At 55.5% G+C, this 20,034-nt stretch carries 22 protein-coding genes and 1 pseudogene; 9 read left to right on the top strand and 14 right to left on the bottom strand.

Features of this window, described 5'->3' with window-relative positions; genetic code table 11:
- Positions 1–63: 63 nt before the first annotated feature.
- Together WG219_06415 and xerD are read right to left on the bottom strand one after the other, a co-directional pair.
- Positions 64–792 (bottom strand): thioredoxin fold domain-containing protein, encoded by a 729-nt coding sequence (locus WG219_06415; protein ID WXL27082.1) that lies wholly within the window; start codon positions 790–792, stop codon positions 64–66.
- Positions 793–883: 91 nt separating this feature from the next.
- Entirely contained in the window at positions 884–1,780 is an 897-nt protein-coding gene (xerD, locus tag WG219_06410) for a site-specific tyrosine recombinase XerD (GenBank protein WXL27081.1), read from the bottom strand.
- A 205-nt stretch (positions 1,781–1,985) separates the two neighbouring features.
- Here xerD and WG219_06405 point away from each other — a divergent pair.
- Positions 1,986–2,661: pseudogene (locus tag WG219_06405) on the top strand (hypothetical protein).
- Between the two features lie 15 nt (positions 2,662–2,676).
- On the opposite strand, the gene WG219_06400 reads toward WG219_06405, so the two are convergent.
- From WG219_06400 to ffh, 6 genes are all read right to left on the bottom strand, one after another.
- Positions 2,677–3,081: an acyl-CoA thioesterase gene (locus WG219_06400; protein ID WXL27080.1), complete on the bottom strand. Its 405-nt coding sequence runs from the start codon at positions 3,079–3,081 to the stop codon at positions 2,677–2,679.
- A gap of 143 nt (positions 3,082–3,224) precedes the next feature.
- The gene (rplS, locus tag WG219_06395) at positions 3,225–3,575 is read right to left on the bottom strand and encodes a 50S ribosomal protein L19 (GenBank protein ID WXL27079.1); all 351 of its coding nucleotides are present in this window, start codon (positions 3,573–3,575) and stop codon (positions 3,225–3,227) included.
- Between the two features lie 40 nt (positions 3,576–3,615).
- Positions 3,616–4,371 carry a tRNA (guanosine(37)-N1)-methyltransferase TrmD gene (trmD, locus tag WG219_06390; GenBank protein ID WXL27957.1) on the bottom strand — a complete coding sequence of 252 codons (756 nt, stop codon included), beginning with the start codon at positions 4,369–4,371 and terminating at the stop codon, positions 3,616–3,618.
- A gap of 2 nt (positions 4,372–4,373) precedes the next feature.
- Positions 4,374–4,910: a ribosome maturation factor RimM gene (rimM, locus tag WG219_06385; GenBank protein WXL27078.1), complete on the bottom strand. Its 537-nt coding sequence runs from the start codon at positions 4,908–4,910 to the stop codon at positions 4,374–4,376.
- Positions 4,911–4,915: 5 nt separating this feature from the next.
- Positions 4,916–5,167, bottom strand: coding sequence for a 30S ribosomal protein S16 (rpsP, locus tag WG219_06380; protein WXL27077.1), 252 nt, complete (start codon positions 5,165–5,167; stop codon positions 4,916–4,918).
- A gap of 188 nt (positions 5,168–5,355) precedes the next feature.
- A complete protein-coding gene (ffh, locus tag WG219_06375) occupies positions 5,356–6,729 on the bottom strand; it encodes a signal recognition particle protein (protein ID WXL27076.1) in 1,374 nt (457 codons plus the stop codon).
- A 155-nt stretch (positions 6,730–6,884) separates the two neighbouring features.
- Between ffh and WG219_06370 the strand changes: the two genes are divergently transcribed.
- On the top strand, positions 6,885–7,685 hold the full coding sequence (locus WG219_06370; protein ID WXL27075.1) for an inner membrane protein YpjD: 801 nt from the start codon (positions 6,885–6,887) through the stop codon (positions 7,683–7,685).
- A 46-nt stretch (positions 7,686–7,731) separates the two neighbouring features.
- Here WG219_06370 and WG219_06365 read toward each other — a convergent pair whose 3' ends face one another.
- From WG219_06365 to WG219_06345, 5 genes are read right to left on the bottom strand one after another with little or no spacing between them, the layout of a single operon-like run.
- The gene (locus tag WG219_06365; GenBank protein WXL27074.1) at positions 7,732–8,445 is read right to left on the bottom strand and encodes an SGNH/GDSL hydrolase family protein; all 714 of its coding nucleotides are present in this window, start codon (positions 8,443–8,445) and stop codon (positions 7,732–7,734) included.
- Positions 8,446–8,462: 17 nt separating this feature from the next.
- On the bottom strand, positions 8,463–9,644 hold the full coding sequence (gene purT, locus WG219_06360) for a formate-dependent phosphoribosylglycinamide formyltransferase (GenBank protein WXL27073.1): 1,182 nt from the start codon (positions 9,642–9,644) through the stop codon (positions 8,463–8,465).
- 33 nt (positions 9,645–9,677) lie between these two features.
- Complete coding sequence (locus WG219_06355; protein ID WXL27072.1) at positions 9,678–9,866, bottom strand: DUF1289 domain-containing protein; 189 nt, start codon at positions 9,864–9,866, stop codon at positions 9,678–9,680.
- Positions 9,866–10,390, bottom strand: a complete 525-nt coding sequence (locus WG219_06350) for a gamma carbonic anhydrase family protein (GenBank protein WXL27071.1) — start codon at positions 10,388–10,390, stop codon at positions 9,866–9,868. The genes WG219_06355 and WG219_06350 overlap by 1 nt, the downstream gene beginning before the upstream one ends.
- A 21-nt stretch (positions 10,391–10,411) precedes the next feature.
- Entirely contained in the window at positions 10,412–11,017 is a 606-nt protein-coding gene (locus WG219_06345) for a CoA pyrophosphatase (GenBank protein WXL27070.1), read from the bottom strand.
- A gap of 171 nt (positions 11,018–11,188) precedes the next feature.
- Here WG219_06345 and WG219_06340 point away from each other — a divergent pair, with 171 nt between their 5' ends.
- The 7 genes from WG219_06340 to nagE all read left to right on the top strand — a co-directional run bounded on the left by WG219_06340 (position 11,189) and on the right by nagE (position 19,647).
- Positions 11,189–11,746, top strand: a complete 558-nt coding sequence (locus tag WG219_06340; protein ID WXL27956.1) for an NUDIX hydrolase — start codon at positions 11,189–11,191, stop codon at positions 11,744–11,746.
- A 15-nt stretch (positions 11,747–11,761) separates the two neighbouring features.
- Positions 11,762–12,265 (top strand): L,D-transpeptidase family protein, encoded by a 504-nt coding sequence (locus WG219_06335; protein WXL27069.1) that lies wholly within the window; start codon positions 11,762–11,764, stop codon positions 12,263–12,265.
- Between the two features lie 253 nt (positions 12,266–12,518).
- Entirely contained in the window at positions 12,519–13,262 is a 744-nt protein-coding gene (locus WG219_06330) for a GntR family transcriptional regulator (protein WXL27068.1), read from the top strand.
- A 17-nt stretch (positions 13,263–13,279) separates the two neighbouring features.
- Complete coding sequence (gene nagA / locus WG219_06325) at positions 13,280–14,371, top strand: N-acetylglucosamine-6-phosphate deacetylase (protein ID WXL27067.1); 1,092 nt, start codon at positions 13,280–13,282, stop codon at positions 14,369–14,371.
- Entirely contained in the window at positions 14,368–15,390 is a 1,023-nt protein-coding gene (locus tag WG219_06320) for an SIS domain-containing protein (GenBank protein ID WXL27066.1), read from the top strand. Before nagA ends, WG219_06320 begins: the two co-directional genes overlap by 4 nt.
- Positions 15,391–15,399: 9 nt before the next feature.
- Positions 15,400–17,919: a phosphoenolpyruvate--protein phosphotransferase gene (gene ptsP / locus WG219_06315; GenBank protein WXL27065.1), complete on the top strand. Its 2,520-nt coding sequence runs from the start codon at positions 15,400–15,402 to the stop codon at positions 17,917–17,919.
- An 18-nt stretch (positions 17,920–17,937) separates the two neighbouring features.
- On the top strand, positions 17,938–19,647 hold the full coding sequence (gene nagE, locus WG219_06310) for an N-acetylglucosamine-specific PTS transporter subunit IIBC (GenBank protein WXL27064.1): 1,710 nt from the start codon (positions 17,938–17,940) through the stop codon (positions 19,645–19,647).
- Positions 19,648–19,705: 58 nt separating this feature from the next.
- Here the strand turns inward: nagE and WG219_06305 are convergent, their stop codons facing one another.
- Positions 19,706–20,023, bottom strand: a complete 318-nt coding sequence (locus tag WG219_06305) for a YqfO family protein (protein WXL27063.1) — start codon at positions 20,021–20,023, stop codon at positions 19,706–19,708.
- Positions 20,024–20,034: the final 11 nt, after the last annotated feature.

Raw genomic sequence — 20,034 nt, 5'->3', positions numbered from 1 at the left:
CGGCCGTAGAAAAAGAGCCGCACATTACGAAGCGGCTGTTTATTAGTCAATCGACATCACGGCCTAGTTAGTGGCTTCAATCGCCACCTTGGCCAATTGAGGCGCAGGCTGATAGCCCGGAATCAGTCGGCCGTTTGCCAGCACAATCGCCGGAGTACCGGTAACGCCAACCATTTGCCCCAATTCGTACTGCTTGGCAACCGGGTTATCACAGGTGGCTGCTGGCACAGGCTGGCGAGTCTTAGCCAGGTTCATTGCTGCCTGGCGGTCCTTGGAGCACCAGACACTTACCAGTTCCTTAGCGGCTTCGCTGCCCATGCCCTGACGCGGGAAGGCTACATAACGCACCTCTACACCCAGGCGATTCAGCTCAGGCACTTCCGAGTGCAGCTTCTGGCAATAGCCGCAATCCGTATCGGTAAATACCGTGATGTGAGTCTTGGCCTCTTTGGCCGGGAAAACCACCATTTCTGCCGCTGGAATTGCATCAATTTGCTTGGCAATGCCACGGCTTTCCGCGGCCTCAGTCAGATTGACTGCTTTGCCGTCCTTAAATTGGTACATATAGCCTTGCAGCAGGAACTGGCCATCCGCGCTGGTGTAGAGCTGCCGCCCACCCGCCAACTCGACTTGGTAAACACCTTTCATCGGGCTCTCGGCAATGGCCTCTACTGGCAGATTCGGGTCGAGCGCTTTGAGCGTCTGACGAATTGCTTCATCAGGTGTTGCCGCGACAGAAACACTACTGGCAAGCCCCAGAGCTATTGCCAGAATAATGCGGTTTGAGAACATAAAAACTCCTGTCGCAGTCAGTCATTCGAAAATTTTTACAGCCTACCATAGAAGCCAAGCGAGGCCGATAACGGCTACACAAACGGCAACATCATCCTCTCGGGTGATGCTGCGCGTGTAGTTCCTGTAAACGGGCACGGGCAATGTGGGTATAGATCTGTGTGGTGGACAAATCGCTGTGTCCTAACAGCATCTGCACCACACGCAGGTCTGCCCCATGATTGAGCAAGTGTGTCGCAAAAGCATGACGAAGCGTGTGCGGAGACAGACTCTTGCTAATCCCAGCAACGCTGGCTTGGTGTTTAATTCGGTGCCAGAACGTCTGCCGGGTCATCTGCTCCCCGCGAAGACTTGGGAAAAGCACATCACTGGGTTTGCCATCCAACAGGAACGGCCGAGCCTCGCGGCAGTAGCGCTCAATCCAGTTAATCGCCTCCTCCCCCAGCGGCACCAGGCGCTCCTTACTACCTTTGCCAAACACCCGCAGTACACCTTGCCGTAGATTCACCTGTTCAAACGTCAGAGCAATTAACTCACTGACACGCAAGCCACAGGCATAAAGCACCTCAAGCATGGCCCTGTCGCGCATACCAATCGGATCGTCCAGATCAGGTGCCGCCAGCAACGCTTCAACATCAGCTTCAGACAGCGACTTGGGCAGTGGTCGGCCTAACTGTGGCAACTCCACCTGCAGCGTAGGATCAGTAGAAATGATTTGCTCACGCAGTAGGTAACGGTAAAAACCACGCAGTCCCGATAATAAACGCGCGGTGGACCTCGCCTTATAGCCTTCATTCATGCGCCAAGCGAGATGATCAAGGATCACGTCACGCCCCGCAGTCTTAAGCTCAACCCCACGCCCTTCCAGCCATCCGTTAAACAGAACCAGATCACTCCGATAAGCAGCACGCGTATGGGCTGATAGCCCTTTCTCAAGCCATAAGGCCTCAAGAAAGCGCTCTATAAGGGGGTGATCAATTGCTGGCATGGGGTAAACTCTGGTTTCAGGCCCAACAGTTTCTAATAGCCCGCCAAGACATTCCAGTGCGGCGGGTTAACTGCCGTTATAAAAACCTGACAAAAGGTAAGTTTTTAGCCAAAAGTCCGCCGACACCTATCCTTGGATCGGTGACAAACCTAATGCCAGAGACCATGCCTTCATCATGCCACCATCGCACAACGGGGCGACCACGATGTCCGGCCACCAACATTCACGTCTCGGCCAAATCTTAATCAATAAGGGATTAATCAGTCGCCAACAGCTGGATGCTGCTATCAACATTCGACTCACAAGCCAAAAGCGACTCGGTGAGATTCTGATTGAACAAGGCCTTCTGACAGAACGGCAGCTCAAGAAAGCCCTGAGCAAACAGACCAATTTGCGCTTAGCGCGCGACCCTCGTTGCCGCCTTGCTCTCCCCATTCCAGATCGTATTTGCTGGTACGACTGATACGCAAAGCGCCTTTAGCCAACAGGCCCCCACAGGTGACATGCGCCCACTGAATGATTTTGAAATGAGCGAAATCAGTGCACAGGGCTTTAACGACGCTCTTCAAGGACTGCTATTACAAGCAGAAAGCGGAAGCGGCCTCAGCACCGTAAAAAAACTGAGCACATTAGTGATGCCCGTACTGAACAACCTGGAGCCTGAAGTCTCTATGAAGGATGTTCAGTACGACGTCAGTAAGCTGATATCGACAGTGAATGCCGACGGCTCAGTGAGTGTCCGCCTGCCCAGCTCAATTGGGGAATTAAAGTTCGACAATATCCGCGTGGCGGGCGCCAACTATAGCCAACCCTTCGGCAATCTAAGGCTGCAGGATATCGATCTCTCGCAGGCCTCACTGAAAATCAGCTTGAACCGATAAGAATGCGCTGCGAAATCACTCGGGCAGCACAGGTACCGGACGCTTGTTTTCGTCAATAGCGACAAAACTGAAGATTCCGTGAATTGCTCGTTCGCGCTCATCACAACTCATGCTTTCCACGTACACCTCAACCTCTACCTTGAGACTGGTGTTACCTACTGATACCACTCTGCCGATCAACTCAACAATCGAGCCTGCGGGGATCGCGTGCTTAAAGTCGATGCGATCAGAGGAAACCGTCACCAGAGGCAGGCGGCAGAAGCGCGTTGCCGTAATGAATGAAACCTCATCCATCCACGCAAGTGCGGTACCACCAAATAGAGTGTTGTGGTGGTTGGTTGTAGGTGGAAACACAGCCTTGGTCACACGTGTTTCACTAAGCGCACTACGACGCTGGATTTCCTGCTCTCTTGGAGTCATTACATTGCACCTGATGGGGAGATACCGGGACGGCCTGTCTTCTTATGCGATCAACTTCTCAGAAGCCAAGTAGAACCCGATTTTTTAACTGCTCTAAAACGCAAAAAGCAGCCCGTAGGCTGCTTTTTGTTGGAACACTGAACTTAGTTCAGTTTTTCCTTAATGCGAGCTGCCTTACCAGACAGGTCACGCAGGTAGTAAAGCTTAGCTTTACGCACGTCACCGCGACGCTTAACAGTCAGGCTGTCAACCAGCGGGCTGTAAGTCTGGAAAGTACGCTCAACGCCAACACCGTTGGAGATCTTACGAACAGTGAAAGCACTGTTCAGACCACGGTTACGCTTAGCGATAACAACACCTTCGAAAGCCTGCAGACGCTGACGGTCGCCTTCTTTCACTTTAACCTGAACGATTACGGTGTCACCCGGAGCAAAAGCCGGGATTTCTTTGTTCATCTGTTCAGCTTCGATCTGCTGAATGATCTTGTTGGTCATGCTGCGCTCCTAAGACAGGCCTTAGCCGGTCATCGATACGTTAACTATCGTCCCGCTGGCGGATGTATTCCTCCAGCAGCTTCTTCTCTTCTCCAGAAAGCGAGCGGCTATCCAGAAGATCAGCGCGACGCTCCCAGGTCCTACCTAAGGACTGCTGTAGACGCCAGCGCCGGATGTGTTCATGGTTGCCACTAAGCAACACTTGAGGAACACGTTTTCCCTCGTACACCTCAGGTCGGGTGTAGTGCGGGCAGTCGAGCAGTCCATCCGTAAAGGAGTCCTCCTCGGCTGAATCGGCATGACCCAATGCACCAGGCAATAGGCGCGTTACCGCGTCGATCAGGACCATGGCCGGAAGCTCACCGCCGGACAGGACGTAATCCCCAATCGACCATTCTTCATCGACGTACGTCTCAATGAAACGCTCATCAATGCCTTCGTAGCGTCCTGCAATGAGAATCAAAGCACTCTCATTAGCCAGTTCACGTACGGCTGACTGTGTCAGCTGGCGACCTTGCGGCGACAGGTAAATCACCTTTGCCGCACCACCTGCAGCCTGCTTTGCGTCAAGCAGAGCATCTTCAAGTGGCTTGATCTTCATCACCATCCCAGGGCCACCACCAAAAGGCCTGTCATCCACGGTGTGATGACGGTCAGTGGTGTAGCTGCGCGGATTCCAGCAGGTCAGTTGTAACAGATCCTGCTTCACCGCCCGGCTGGTGATGCCATATTCACTAATAGCGGCAAACATTTCCGGGAACAGCGTAATGACTTCAACGCGCAGATTGGCCATCAGGCTTAGAAGTCCACATCCCAGTCAACTCGCATTTCGCCAGCGCTCAGGTCAATCGACAACACACACTGCTCGGTATAGGGCAGTAAGCGCTCTCGGTCATCCAGGCTGTCGATGCAAGGTTTGACCACCATTACATCGTTGGCGCCAGTCTCGAACAGATGATCAACCTTGCCGAGCAACTGCCCGTCTTGGTTAATGACCTTCAGACCTTCCAACTGATACCAGTAGTAGTCGCCATCACTCAGATCTGGCAGCTCGCTGCGGGGCACACAAATCTCGAATCCAGCGAAAGTACGAGCGACTTCGCGATCATCAAGGCCCTTCAGCGTGGCTACCAGGACTTTGCCGTGCAAACGTCCACTGGCCAACTCAACTTGCTTAACCTCGCCTTCACGCCTAAGCGTCCAGCGAGGGTAACTGAGCACGTTAGTCAAAGGTTCGGTAAAGGAATACACCTTCACGCCACCTTTCACGCCATACACCGAAACAATCTTGCCAAGGACTACGAGTTCCTCAGCGGGAGCTGGCGTCATGCTCATAATGCTTAGGCAGCAGCCTTAGCAGCTTCCTTCAGCAGCTGAGCAACACGCTCAGACGGCTGTGCACCCTGGCTCAGCCAGTATGCAGCGCGCTCTTGGTTTACGGACAGCTTAACTTCTGCACCCGAAGCGATCGGATTGAAGAAACCGATGCGCTCTACGAAGCGACCATCGCGCGCATTGCGGCTGTTGGTCACGGTCAGGTGGTAAAATGGGCGCTTTTTAGAGCCGCCACGGGCAAGACGGATGGTTACCATTGAACTTCGTTCCTGTAGTCGTTGCTGCAAAACAAAAATGCAAGCATAGGGCGCTAGGCCCGAAAGGCCACATATTCTAAGGATTATCCGGGCTTTTGCAAATCTCTTTTTCAAAGCACCGGTATATGCAGGCTCCAGCCGCAATGTGGCGTGCACCACATCACAACCGCAGCCTTTATTACTGCCAGTTACAACTTGGGCATACCGCCCGGCATCATCCCAGCCATGCCGCGCATCATTTTGGCCATGCCACCTTTAGCAGTGAATTTCTTCATCATCTTTTGCATCTGCTTGTGCTGCTTGATCAAGCGGCCGATGTCCTGCACCTGAGTACCCGACCCCATCGCAATACGGCGCTTGCGCGAGCCGCTGATCATATCGGGATCACGACGCTCAGCAGGCGTCATCGAGTTGATGATGGCTTCCATTTGTTTGAACTGTTTCTCTGCCGCACCCTGAGCGTTGCCCATCTGCGCCAGATTCACGCCACCCAACTGGGGCAACTTATCCATGAGGCCGCCGAGGCCGCCCATGTTTTTCATCTGCTGAAGCTGATCGCGGAAGTCTTCAAGGTCAAAGCCCTTCCCTTTCTTCAGCTTTTTAGTGAGCTTCTCAGCCTTTTCGCGGTCCAGCGTTTGCTCAGCCTGCTCAATCAGACTGAGCACATCACCCATGCCCAGGATGCGGGAGGCAACGCGATCCGGGTGGAACGGATCAAGCGCTTCGGTCTTCTCCCCCATACCGATGAACTTGATTGGCTTACCCGTGATGTGACGCACAGACAGCGCAGCACCACCACGAGCATCACCATCGACCTTAGTCAGCACTACACCGGTGAGTGGCAGAGCATCGTTAAACGCCTTAGCCGTATTGGCGGCATCCTGACCGGTCATGGCATCGACCACGAACAAGGTTTCTACCGGTTTAATAGCGGCATGCAACGCCTGAATCTCGGCCATCATGTCGGCATCAATAGCCAGACGACCGGCCGTATCGACCAACACTACATCAATGAATTTGAGCTTGGCTTCACGGATTGCCGCTTCAGCAATGGCCACTGGCTTCTGGGAGATATCTGAAGGGAAGAAAGTGACCCCCACTTCACCCGCCAGGGTCTCAAGCTGTTTGATCGCTGCAGGACGGTAAACGTCAGCAGACACCACCATCACAGATTTCTTTTTGCGCTCTTTAAGGAAGCGCGCCAGCTTGCCCACTGTCGTGGTTTTACCCGCACCTTGCAGACCCGCCATCAGCACGACGGCAGGAGGAGCAGCATTCAAAGCCAGGTCTTCGTTGGCCGCGCCCATCAGCTCTTCGAGCTCGGCACGAACAATCTTCACAAAGGCCTGACCAGGAGTCAGACTTTTCGACACCTCGGTGCCGACGGCACGCTCTTTGACCTTATTTACAAAGTCCTTGACCACCGGCAACGCAACGTCAGCTTCCAGCAAGGCCATACGCACTTCGCGCAAGGTATCCTTGATGTTGTCTTCGCTGAGCTTGGCTTTACCAGTTACATTTCGCAGGGTCTGCGAGAGGCGGTCAGTTAAATTTTCGAACATGCGCGTTCCTTTCAGACTCTCCGGAGCCGAGGGTGGGCTTGCAACAGGTCGCGGATTATAGCGAAGACTCGTGACATCGGACACCGCCTGACGCTTTCGTGAGACTTGGGTTGTATGCCACACTGATTCTTTTCAGGTTTGCCAGATTAAGATTTATGGATTCCCTGCTTCCTAGCCTCGTCTCTGCCTGCCTTTACGCTGGCGCAACTGTTTACCAGGGCCTGCACCTGAAACAGGGCAAGCCGGTCAATAAAACCCTGCTGATTGCGGTCGGCATCTTGGCGCTGCTGCTGCACGCTGGCAGCCTTTGCATGCAGATGTTCAGCGGCAACAGTTTGTCGCTGGATTTTTTCAATGCAGCAAGCCTGATAGCTGCATCCATGATCACCATTACCCTATTAGCGTGCGCCAGAATCCCGGTAGAGAACCTCCTGGTTCTTATGTTCCCTCTGGGCGCGGTAACGGTAGTCGCAGCGCAATTTATGCCTGCAGGCACCAGCCAATTGATTGATGAAGAACCCGGAATTCTCGCCCACATTCTTCTTTCGATCACTGCTTACGGATTGCTCACCATAGCGGTGTTCCAATCGCTATTGGTGCTGTTGCAAGACTACCAACTCAAGCACAAGCACCCGTCGCGCCTGATCAAGAACTTCCCTCCCTTGCAAACCATGGAAAGCTTATTGTTTGGCTTCTTGTGGGCGGGCTGGATTCTGCTGTCTTTGTCGTTGCTGTCGGGCGCACTGTTTGTCAGCGATTTGTTTGCCCAACACTTAGCACACAAGACGTTTTTCTCTTGTTTCGCCTGGGTTCTGTTCGCGGTATTGCTGTGGGGACGCCACCAACTGGGCTGGCGTGGTCATAAAGCCATCCGCTGGACACTGATCGGCTTCTGCCTTCTGATGCTGGCCTATTTCGGCAGCAAACTGGTTCGCGAATTTATCCTGCACGTCTGATTTTGAAGGGTGGGCATTGCCTGCCCTCTTCTCCTCAAGCACCGCTTTACAGCAGTAATCGCTCCGCTAGGCGCTGTGCCCAAACTCGATAACCCAGCGCTGAGGGATGATAGCCATCTTCAGCCAGATACGCCGCTGAGAACTCCAGTTCAATTGGTACATGCTGTACACCGATCGCAACAGATCGCTGCTTAAGCGCAACATCTAGCAGGGCACCACGCTCGCCAAGCAAGTACCTCAACAAACCAGGTAATGCACGAAAATGCTGCAACGGTGGGACACCACTGGCAGCTACTCGAATTCCGCGAGCCTGTATGGATTCAACCATTGCAGCCTGCTCTGAAGCCCAGCGCTTCAGGGATGTAAGGTGAGTGGTGTCATTCACACCGAAGACCAAAAGCGCCAGATCAAAAGACTGATCCAGCACATCCGGCAGTAGACGTAAGCGGGCCTGCGCCACGGTAACTCCATTTTCACCGCAGGCGCGCCACTGGACAGGACGCTGGGTACGCTCCACCAGTGCTTGCGCGAGCTGGGCAGCCAGCGCTGCACCGGAGTCAGTTACACCGACTCCGGCCACGGTCGACTCCCCCAGCACCAGCAGGCGCAAAGGCACGCCGCCCTTATCAACACCGGCTACACCGGCCTGCGGCCCTTCAGCAGGCGGCAGGCGCAGTGCCGTGCGACGCGTATAGACGGCTAAAGGAAGAGCCAGCGGAGCCAGCACCAGCAACTTTACCCACCAAGCATACGCTCGCACAGAAGGATGCTTGAGACTTACAGCTCGACGTTAACCGCCTGAGCGGCGCGAGTAGCCTTGGCGCGAGCCGCTTCCAGCGACTCATCACGAGCCAGTGCAACGCCCATACGTCGCTGACCGCTGACTTCCGGCTTACCGAACAGACGCAGCATGGTGTCTGGCTCGGCCAGTGCCGCCCCAAGATTACCGAAACTAACCTGCTTAGACTCACCCTCAACCAGCACCACTGCCGAGGCAGACGGGCCAAACTGGCGGATCACCGGAATCGGCAGACCGAGAATGGCGCGGGCATGCAGGGCGAACTCGGACAAGTCCTGAGAAATCAGGGTCACCAGGCCAGTGTCGTGCGGCCGCGGAGAAATTTCGCAGAACCAGACCTGATCGCCTTTAACGAACAGTTCAACGCCGAACAGACCACGGCCACCCAACGCACCGGTTACCGCCAGGGCAATACGCTCAGCTTCTGCCTGCGCTTTCGGGCTCATGGGTTGCGGCTGCCAGGACTCCTGATAGTCACCCTTAACTTGGCGATGGCCTACTGGCGCACAGAAGCTGGTGCCACTGCCGTGACGCACAGTCAACAGCGCGATCTCGTAATCAAAATCGATAAAACCTTCAACGATCACCCGGCCCTTACCAGCACGACCGCCCGCCTGTGCATAATCCCAAGCAGTTTGCAGGTCATCAATGCTCTTCAGAACTGACTGACCCTTGCCGGAGGAGCTCATGATTGGCTTGATCAGACAAGGGAAACCAATGGCCTCGACCGCAGCCTTACACTCATCGAAGGAATCGGCAAAACGATAAGGCGAAGTCGGCAGCCCCAACTCCTCAGCCGCCAGACGACGAATGCCTTCACGGTTCATGGTCAATTGAGCGGCACGGGCACTTGGAATCACCGTGTAGCCTTCGTTTTCCAGCTCAACCAGCGTAGCAGTGGCGATCGCTTCGATCTCGGGAACGATGTAATGCGGCTTTTCCTGCTCAATCACGGCACGCAGAGCATCGCCGTCCAGCATGTTGATTACGTGGCTGCGGTGAGCAACCTGCATGGCCGGTGCATTGGCATAACGGTCAACCGCAATCACTTCCACCCCTAGGCGTTGAAGTTCAATCACCACTTCCTTGCCCAACTCACCCGAACCGCACAGCAGCACGCGGGTTGCACTTGGGGACAACGGGGTTCCAATACGGGACATGGATATTCCTCAGCAGATCAATAAGTAAACAGGTTAAAGCAGGATGCCCTGGGCTTTGGCACGTTCATGGCAGCGCTGCAGCACGGCCCTACGCTCATCATTGCCCATACGGTTCCATTGGGTAATCTCGGCGGCCGTACGCTGGCAGCCGGTACAGATATCATGATCATCCAGTGCGCAAACATACACACAGGGTGAAGTCACGGGACGTTCTTGCTCCATCACTCGCCCTGCTCAGCCAAATCCCGGGCATAGCGCTGGGCGTTATGTACGTAATGGGCAGCACTGGCTTCCAGCATTTTCTTTTGCGCATCGTTCAGCTCACGCACCACCTTGCCCGGCGAGCCGACGACCAGAGAGCCATCCGGAATTTCCTTGCCCTCTGCAATCAGCGTGTTGGCGCCGATGATGCAATGTTTGCCGATTTTCGCACCATTAAGGACGACTGCATTAATGCCAATCAAGCTGTAATCACCCACGGTACAGCCATGCAGCATGGCCTTATGGCCAATGGTGACCCCCTTCCCTAACGTCAGCGGAAAGCCCATATCGGTGTGCATCACACTGCCGTCTTGCACATTGCTGTTTTCACCGATGTGGATAAGCTCGTTATCCCCACGCAGTACGGCGTTAAACCAGACGCTCGCTCCCTGCTCCAGCTTGACCTTGCCCACCAATGTGGCATTAGGTGCGACCCAGCTATCCGGATGGGTCTCAACAAGGGACTGTCCCAGGCGGTATTTCATTTGATGTTCCTTGGCTGCCTCTTAGGACAGCTTGATGAAGTGTTCCGGCGGCTGATGCAGGTCGATATACACGTCATCAAAAGCCAGATTGACCAGTTCGACCACCATGATCGCAGTCAAACCCCATATTTTATACTCACCGAAGCGGTAGCTCGGCACATACCAACTGTTCCCCAGGTAATCAATGCGATGAGTGGTCTCACGCGGATCTGTGCGAAAGAAGCTCAGCGGCACCGCGAACACAGCAGCAATTTCCCCATCGTTGGGTTCGTATTCGACAAAATCCGGCACCACACCGACATAAGGCGTGACCTGAATGCCATGCCTGGACACCAACGAACTCAACGGTGCGACCATCTCCACCAGGCCTGGTGGTAAGCCGATTTCCTCTTGAGCCTCACGAAGCGCAGTTTGAATCAAATCCTGATCTTCAGGGTCACGCCGCCCACCCGGAAATGCCACCTCACCACTGTGGGTCGACAAGCCACTGGCACGCAGGGTCAGCACAACCTCTGGATCATCACTGCGAGTGATAGGAACCAGCACCGCAGCCTCGGGATAATTCTCGTTGAAGGGCAGTAAATGTGGGTTGTAGTTGCGCAAACGATGAAGCAAATCATCCAGCATGGAGAATCTCAGCTTTTTTGACGGCAAGGATAATGGCATGAAACCCAAGTATGGCCCACCCCTGAGCACATTTTGAGCACCATCGTACATGTCATTTACAGCAGAAAACGACCTCTTGCCGAGGCAATGCTCCCGCGCCAAGATATTTCTCAAGCAAGTCGAGGATCCGGCATGAATTATTGCAGCCACTGCGGAGGTAGCATCAAGCAGGTTATACCTGCCGGTGATAATCGCCTGCGCCACGTATGCGGCCAATGCGGCAGCATCTATTACCAGAATCCACGTATCATTGCCGGATGCCTGCCCATCTGGGAGGGGCAAGTACTGTTATGTCGTCGAGCTATTGAGCCCCGCCTTGGCTTCTGGACACTGCCTGCCGGTTTTATGGAAAACGGAGAGACACTGGAGCAAGCCGCTGCAAGGGAAACTCACGAAGAAGCCTGCGCAAGAGTACGCAACCTAAATCTCTACACCTTGTTCGATTTGCCTCATATCAATCAGGTGTACATGCTATTTCGGGCCGAATTAGTTGATCTGGACTTCCGTGCAGGCGAAGAAAGCCTTGAGGTAAAGCTATTTCAAGAGCATGAAATCCCCTGGTCAGAGCTGGCTTTTCCGACCATTGGCCGTACCTTAGAATGCTACTTTTCTGATCGACACCATCATCACTTTCCAGTCCGTAATGAACCACTAGCTGCACCAAGCGGACACTACAAGAAATCACTCTGAACCACGGAACCTATAATGCGCTGGTTGTTCGCACTTATCTGTATGAGCCTCTGCCTGACTGTTCAGGCCAATAGCACCCCCACCCTCAACGGCTCAATCATCGACAAGGTTCTGGTGGTCAAGTCCGAGCGTAAACTTCACCTGATTAGCCGGGGGAATACCCTCAAAAGCTATCGAATCTCATTGGGTAAACAGCCGGTTGGAGCCAAGCAGCGCGAAGGCGACATGCGTACGCCCGAAGGCTTTTACTGGATCGACTGGCGCAAACCCAGCGACAACTTCAACTTATCCATGCACATCTCCTACCCCAATGCTCGCGACTTAGCCCAAGCCCGCAGCAAGGGCGTATCCCCCGGTGGCATGATCATGATCCACGGCACGCCACTGGATGAAGAATATCCAGAGTGGTACTTCCACACATTGGACTGGACTGAAGGCTGCATCGCCATGAAAAACACCGACATGCGTGAAGTCTGGAACTTGGTTAAAGACGGCACGCTTATTGAAATAAGGCCATAAGCCACACCAGTCCGCTTAGATACCACCCGTCTACTTTTCTCCCTCTTTTTAAACGCTGCCACGCTTACGCCTGGCAGCGTTTTCTTTTTCTGCTCAACTACTTGATATAGAGCCTCTCGAGCCAAAAACGAGACGCACTTCACGCACACTCATTCCAAGATCATTCAGTTAAAAGAATTGGCATTGACCTGGTATTTGAGTGGTATTACTTTCAGCGGATTGCTTACATTCATTACACCCAACAGGCCTAACCATGAAGCATGCGATTGATCTGTTAATGACGCTGCGTCCGGACGAAACCCACCACACGCCGCTCTACCTACAACTCGCACGTAACATTGAGAACGCCATCCATGCAGGCCAGTGGAAAGCTGAAGAAGCCCTGCCATCAGAGCGCAATTTGAGCGAAGCACTCGGTATTTCCCGGGTAACCGCCCGCAAAGCGATGGAAGTACTCTTTGAGCAAGGCTTGATCCGCCGCAATCAAGGATCCGGGACCTACATCACCCCACGCATGGAGCAGCCGCTGTCGCGCTTGACCAGCTTCAGCGAAATGCTTCGGCGCAAAGGGTTTAAGCCCAGTTCAGCCTGGATCAAACGCAGCCTCGATCACCCCAGCCACACCGAGCTGATCCGCCTTAGCCTGTCACCAACGGAAAAAGTGGTGCGCATGAAGCGCCTGCGTAAAGCCGATGGTGTGGTTATGGCTATTGAGCTCAGCACCATCCCGGCGCGCCTACTGCCCGACCCCGAGGCAATTGGTGACTCACTGTATGAATACCTAGACGGTATCGGCCGCCCTGTTGTACGCGCACTGCAACATGTCAGTGCAATCAACGCCTCGGCGACAGACGCCCGCTTAGTCGGCATCGAACCAGGGACAGCCATGCTACTGATGACCCGCACAGGCTTTCTCGAAGACAACACGCCAATTGAGCTGACCGAAACCTATTGCCGTAACGATTACTACGATTTCGTCGCTGAGCTGCGGCGCTGAGACCCACCGGAGCCGTTATGCTTGAAGGCAACATACTTACCCCCGATGGCTGGATATCCGGTCGCCTGCATATCGCAGATGGCCGTATCGAACGCATAGAGGGCACACCCTGCAATCCGGACGAAAACGACGCGCCTTATCTGCTGCCCGGTTTTATCGACCTGCACGTTCATGGCGGTGGCGGCCGAGACATTATGGAAGGCAGTGATGCCTTCAATACCATTACCCGCACCCATCGCCGCTTTGGCACCACCTCCCTGCTCGCCACCACCATGACGGCACCACGGTCTGAAATCTCCGGTGTGCTCAGCGAGCTTGGAGAATTTTGCAGGCGCCCACTAAACGGCGGCGCGCGTGTACTGGGTGTGCACCTTGAAGGGCCTTACATCAACTCAGGCAAATTGGGTGCGCAGCCCGACTTTGCCCATGTGGCACTGCTCGAAGAGGTCGACGACCTGCTGCAAAGGGCACCCATCCGTGTCATTACCATTGCCCCGGAAATTGCCGGTCACCTGCCGCTGATCAAGGAGTTGGCAAAGCGAGGCGTGCGCCTGCAAGTCGGCCACACCCTGGGCAGCTATGAGGATGGCGTCGCAGCGTTGGAAGCGGGTGCGACCAGTTTCACTCATCTGTACAACGCCATGAGTGCCCTGCACCACCGCGAGCCCGGCATTGTTGGGGCAGCATTGGCCCATGCCCGCTACGCTGAGCTGATTCCCGATCTCTTGCATGTGCACCCCGGCGCCATTCGTGTAGCACTGCGTTCGATCCCCTGTCTCTACTGCGTGACCGACTCAACAGCCGCTGCCGGAATGCCGGACGGCGAATACAAACTCGGCAGCCATACCGTGCACAAATGTCTCGGAGGCGTGCGCCTGCAAGACGGCACTCTGGCCGGCAGCACACTGACCATGGACCAGGCCCTGCGCAATCTGGTCAAGATCGGCCTGCCGCTGCAAGAAGCCTCACAACGTCTCTCGCAATTCCCCGCCGACTACCTCGGCATAACCGACCGTGGCCGCCTGAGCCATGGTGCCTGGGCCGACATCGTTCAACTAGACAAACAACTACACCTACAAGCTGTATTCGTGGAAGGAGCCACCCATTGACCTCTCTCATGCTTAAAGAAGCCCTCTCCTGTGCGGACGTCGTCAACCACCAGCTTCAGGAAATTGACCCGATCCTGCCCACACTGGCCGAGCGCCTCAGAGCAGCCGCCCCCAATGTGGTGGTAACCGTCGCCCGTGGTAGCTCCGACCATGCAGCCAGCTACTTTGCATACCTGTGTATGCAGTTGTTGGGGCTTCCGGTGACCTCTCTTCCAATGTCACTGGTGACGCTGCACAACTCGCCACTACAAGTAGCAGGGCAAGTAGCATTGGCGTTTTCTCAGTCAGGGCAGAGCCCTGACCTTGTCGACACCCTGCGTACTCTGCGCGAACGAGGCGCCCTCAGCGTAGCGTTGGTCAATGCACCCGACTCCCCGCTGCAAGCTGCAAGCGAGTTCACCGTACCGCTTAGTGCAGGCCCTGAAGTCAGCGTTGCCGCCACCAAAAGTTTTATCGCCACCTTGAGCGCTGTTGCCCGTCTAGTCGCCTTTTGGAAAGGTGACAAAGACCTCCTGGCTGCCGGAGAGCGCCTGAGCGCCGATCTGAAGGTGGCTGCCGACCTGGACTGGTCGCCAGCCGTGCAAGCCCTGCGTGACAGCCAGCGCCTGTTAGTCATTGGTCGCGGCACTGGCTTTGCCATCGCCCAGGAAGCTGCCCTGAAATTCAAAGAGACCTGCTCAATCCAGGCCGAAGCCTTCAGCAGCGCAGAGGTTCGCCATGGCCCAATGGCATTGATTGACGAACATTACCCCATGCTTATTTTTGCTCCGCGCGGCCCCGAACAGGCCGGTCTGCTGGCCCTTGCAGAAGACATGCGCAAACGTGGGGCCAATGTGCTGCTGGCCGCACCGGATGATATCGCCGAGCGCGACCTACCGCTGGCCGGTGCTGCACATCCACTGCTAGACCCACTGCTGGCCATCCAAAGCTTCTATGTCATGGCCGCCAATCTGGCCGAGGCCCGTGGAATGAACCCGGACACCCCGAAACACCTGAGTAAAGTCACCCGCACCCATTGAGGCCTCGTTATGAACAACAAGAATCTGGCCCTCAAGGCACCGCTTAGCGGCCCCCTCGTCCCGCTTAATCGTGTGCCTGACCCGGTATTTTCCAGCAACAGCCTGGGCGAAGGCATTGCCATTGACCCCACCAACGACTGCTTGCTCGCGCCTTGTGCAGGCGTCATCACCCACGTGGCCCGAACCCGACATGCCATTGGCATGCGCACTGAGCAGGGAATCGAGCTGCTCATGCACGTCGGTCTGGATACCGTTCTGCTCAACGGTGAGGGCTTTGATGCACTGGTTAAAGAAGGTGATCAGGTCGCTGAAGGCCAGGCCCTGCTGCATTTTGATATGGACAGCGTGGCGTTGCGTTGCAAAAGCCTAATTACCGTTATGGTGCTCAACGCGACGGAGGGCTATCAGATACGCCCTCTGACAACACAACCCGTAAAGATTGGTTCACCCCTGCTTTTACTTAGCCCTTGCGGTGAAACCCAGAACGCCAAAGCTTCCGCCGATGAAGTCGAAGAAAACCTGATCGCCAGAGGCCTTGCCATAGTCGCCCATCAGGGAGGCCTGCATGCACGTCCTGCCGCACTGCTGCGTCAGACGGCATCCGACTTCAGCTGCGTGACTGAACTTCACCTCGGCGAGCGCTCAAGCAAGGCTGAAAGCATCGTCGGCATCATGGGCTTAGGGGCGGCCGAGGGTGATGATGTTCTCATCATCTGCCAAGGCCAAGACTGCCAAGCAGCCTTGCTGGCCATGCAGAAAATCATCAGCACGCCGACCGCCCATGCCTCAGCGCCCAGCAGCCTACCAGCGGCCTCCCGCACCATTTCGCAATTGCCTGCCGATACGCTTGCGGGGGTCAGTGCCTCGCCGGGACTGGTCAGTGGTCCATTGACACTGCTCGGGGATATAACCCTCCCGGAAGAGACCGGCAAACAAGATCCCAAAGAGCAACACATGGCCTTGGACTTGGCCTTGCAGCAAGTGCGCGCGGATATTCAGGACAACCTAAGCCTGAACCATGAGCACGATCACCCAGATGAGTCTGCCATTTTCGCTGCCCATTACGCCCTACTGGAAGATCCAACACTGCTGGATGCCGCTGACCTGCTGATCGACGAAGGTGTCGATGCCGCCCATGCCTGGGACCGGGCGATTGAGATGCAGCGTTCGATCCTAAAATCCCTCGACAACCATCTGTTGTCGGAGCGCGCCAATGACCTGCTGGACTTAAAAAAACGTGTCCTGCGGGTACTGCTCAGCGACAGTGCAACACTTGAGGTACCGGCTGGCGCCATCGTCGCAGCCACTGAGATCACCCCATCTGACCTCGGCCCTCTGGTTGATGCTGGTATTGCCGGTATCTGCATGGCCGAAGGAGGTGCAACATCCCATGTGGCCATTCTGGCTCGCGGCAAGGGCATTCCCTGCTTGGTTGCACTCGGCCCGCAGCTGCTACAACAAGACAGCGGTCAGGTTGTTGTACTTAACGCCGATCAAGGCCTGCTGGAACTGAAACCTGATGCACAGCGCTTGGAACAGATCGCCGCAGCCCAACAACAGCGGCTTATCGTCCGTCAGCGCCAACAAAACGAGGCCCATCGCGAAGCGATTACCCTCGATGGCCGTCATATCGAAGTAGCGGCCAACGTTGGCTCCAGTCGTGAAGCTGAAGAAGCCAACAAATGCGGTGCTGATGGCGTGGGGTTACTGCGTACCGAATTCCTCTTTATCGACCGTAAAAACGCGCCCGACGAAAGCGAGCAACAAGCCGCCTACCAAGCAGTGCTGGATGCCATGGGCAAACGCAAAGTCATCATCCGCACTATCGACGTTGGTGGTGACAAGCACCTGAGCTATCTGCCACTGCCTACTGAGGAAAACCCTGCTCTTGGGCTTCGCGGTATCCGCCTGGGACAGGCTCGACCGGATCTGCTCGACCAGCAACTGCGTGCACTGCTTAAGGTCGACTCAGCCCAACGCGTGCGCATCATGCTGCCTATGGTCAGCGAGGTGGAAGAACTCATCAGCATCCGCCAGCGGCTGATCCATCTGGCAGATGAACTCGGTGTACGCCAACTGCCAGAACTGGGCGTCATGATCGAAGTGCCTTCAGCCGCGCTGCTCTCAGACCAGCTGGCCGAGTATGCGGACTTCTTCTCTATCGGCACTAACGACCTCTCGCAATACACCCTAGCTATGGACCGTGGCCACCCAGGCCTTGCCCAACGCATTGATGCGCTGCACCCCGCGCTGCTGCGCCTGATCTCCAAAACCTGTGCATCTGCAGCGCGCCATGGTCGCTGGGTGGGGGTTTGTGGCGCACTGGCCTCTGACCCGCTCGCAACACCGCTGTTGATCGGCCTTGGTGTCGAAGAACTATCTGTCGGCCCCAACCTGATACCTGAAATCAAGGAACGTGTACGTCAACTCACTGCAGCAGATTGCCGCCAACGCAGTCATGAACTGCTCAACCTGAGTAGCGCCCGAGCTGTGCGGGAAAAATGCCGCGAATACTGGCCACTGGCTTAACACAATAAGGAGATTGCCATGCCTGCAATAATGGACAACCTGCAACGGCTGGGGCGCGCCCTCATGCTCCCCATTGCAATCCTGCCGATCGCAGGGCTGCTACTACGTCTGGGTGACACCGACCTGCTCAACATTCCACTGGTTCATGACGCTGGACAGGCAATCTTTGCCAACCTGGCATTGATCTTCGCGATTGGTATCTCGGTCGGGTTCGCACGCGACAACAACGGCACAGCGGGCTTGGCTGGTGCCATCGGCTATCTGGTGATGGTGTCAGTATTAAAGCTGCTGGATCCAGGCATCGACATGGGCGTGCTGGCCGGAATTATCACCGGCCTGACCGCGGGTGCCCTGTACAACCGATTCAAGGATATTCAGTTGCCTGAATACCTGGCTTTCTTCGGTGGGCGCCGCTTTGTACCGATTGTCACGGGGCTCAGCGCCGTCATTCTCGGTGTCATTTTCGGTTATGTGTGGCCGCCGTTGCAGGCGGGCATCAATGAGCTGGGCAAACTGATGCTGGAAAGCGGCAGCTGGGGTGCTTTTGCCTTTGGCGTACTCAACCGTCTGCTGATCGTGACCGGACTCCACCACATCCTCAATAATCTGGTGTGGTTCGTGTTCGGCAGCTTCACTGATCCTGAAACCGGGCGACTGATTACCGGAGATTTGGCCCGATACTTTGCCGGTGACCCCAAGGGTGGCCAGTTCATGACGGGGATGTTCCCGATGATGATGTTCGGCCTGCCAGCTGCCTGCCTGGCCATGTACCGTAACGCCCGTCCGGAACGGCGCAAGCTCACTGGCGGTCTGCTGCTGTCTGCAGGTCTGACGGCTTTTCTCACCGGTGTGACAGAGCCGGTGGAGTTCGCCTTTATGTTCCTCGCCCCGGTGCTGTATCTGATCCATGCGGTATTGACCGGTTTATCCATGGCCCTAACCGATCTGCTCAACATTCGTCTTGGTTTTACCTTCTCGGGTGGCGCCATTGACTTGGCGCTGGGCTGGGGCAAGTCGACCAACGGCTGGATGCTGTTTCCCTTGGGGCTCGCTTACGCGGTCATCTACTACCTGGTCTTCGACTTCTTTATTCGCCGCTTCGACCTAAAAACCCCTGGCCGCGAAGTCATCACAGAAACCAATAAGAGCGATCAAGAAAGCAGCACCAGCACACCTCTGGAAGACCGTGCGCCTGCTTATATCAAAGCACTCGGCGGACGCGACAACCTGCTGGTAGTTGATGCTTGTACCACCCGCCTGCGCCTGCAACTGGTTGATCGGGACAAAGCATCTGAGGCTGAATTGCGGGCCTTGGGCGCACTGGCAGTGGTCAAACCTGGCAAAAGTGGCGCGCTACAGGTGGTGGTTGGCCCTCAGGCAGACAGCATGGCCGACCAAATTCGCCGCGCGCTACCCCATACTCAACCGGCAGCATCTCAACCTGTCATTCAGGAAGAGCGTGAAGAAGACGAGCCAACTGTCAGTCCAGAAACCGCAGAAAAATGGTTAGCCGCCTTAGGGGGTTCAGACAACCTGATCCAAGTCGAAAGCGTTGCCATGACCCGCCTGAGGGCCACCCTCAAAGCCCCCACAAAACTGGATGAAGACAAGTTGAAAGCCTTGGGCATGACAGGCATCAGCCACCTGCACAATGGCATTTGCCACTTGGTCGTAGGGTCTCAGGCTCCAGCACTCGGCAAAGCCTTACACACACTCACAACGCGTTAGCCTTTTTGCCGCACGGCCGGATAAAGGACTCGGTCGTGCGGACTTTTTCAGAAGCCCTTCAGAACACCATGTCCGTGAGGCGCCACACTTCGTAAGCGGGCGTTTCGTAGGGATGGGCCGCCTTCATCGCCCTTACGCTGTCGTGGATGTATTCATCCGCCACAACCATCTCGACTTTCCACTCAGCGACCTGCTCAAGCTCACCGGCTTGGCCTATAAATGGCTGGCTACCGTCCAGCGGACGGAATTGCCCCTGCCCGAGCGTTTGCCAACAGCAACGGTCATATGAACCGATATGGCCTGCTCCCGCCTTGAAAACAGCCGCTTTGACTGACTCAAGATGGCTTTCAGGCACATAGAAACACAGCTTGTACATGTACACCTCTA

Source organism: Pseudomonas mendocina, assembly GCA_037482215.1.
Lineage (GTDB): Bacteria > Pseudomonadota > Gammaproteobacteria > Pseudomonadales > Pseudomonadaceae > Aquipseudomonas > Aquipseudomonas mendocina_E.
The sequence above is the reverse complement of the archived record's forward strand: the minus strand, read 5'-3'. Positions and strand labels throughout refer to the sequence as shown.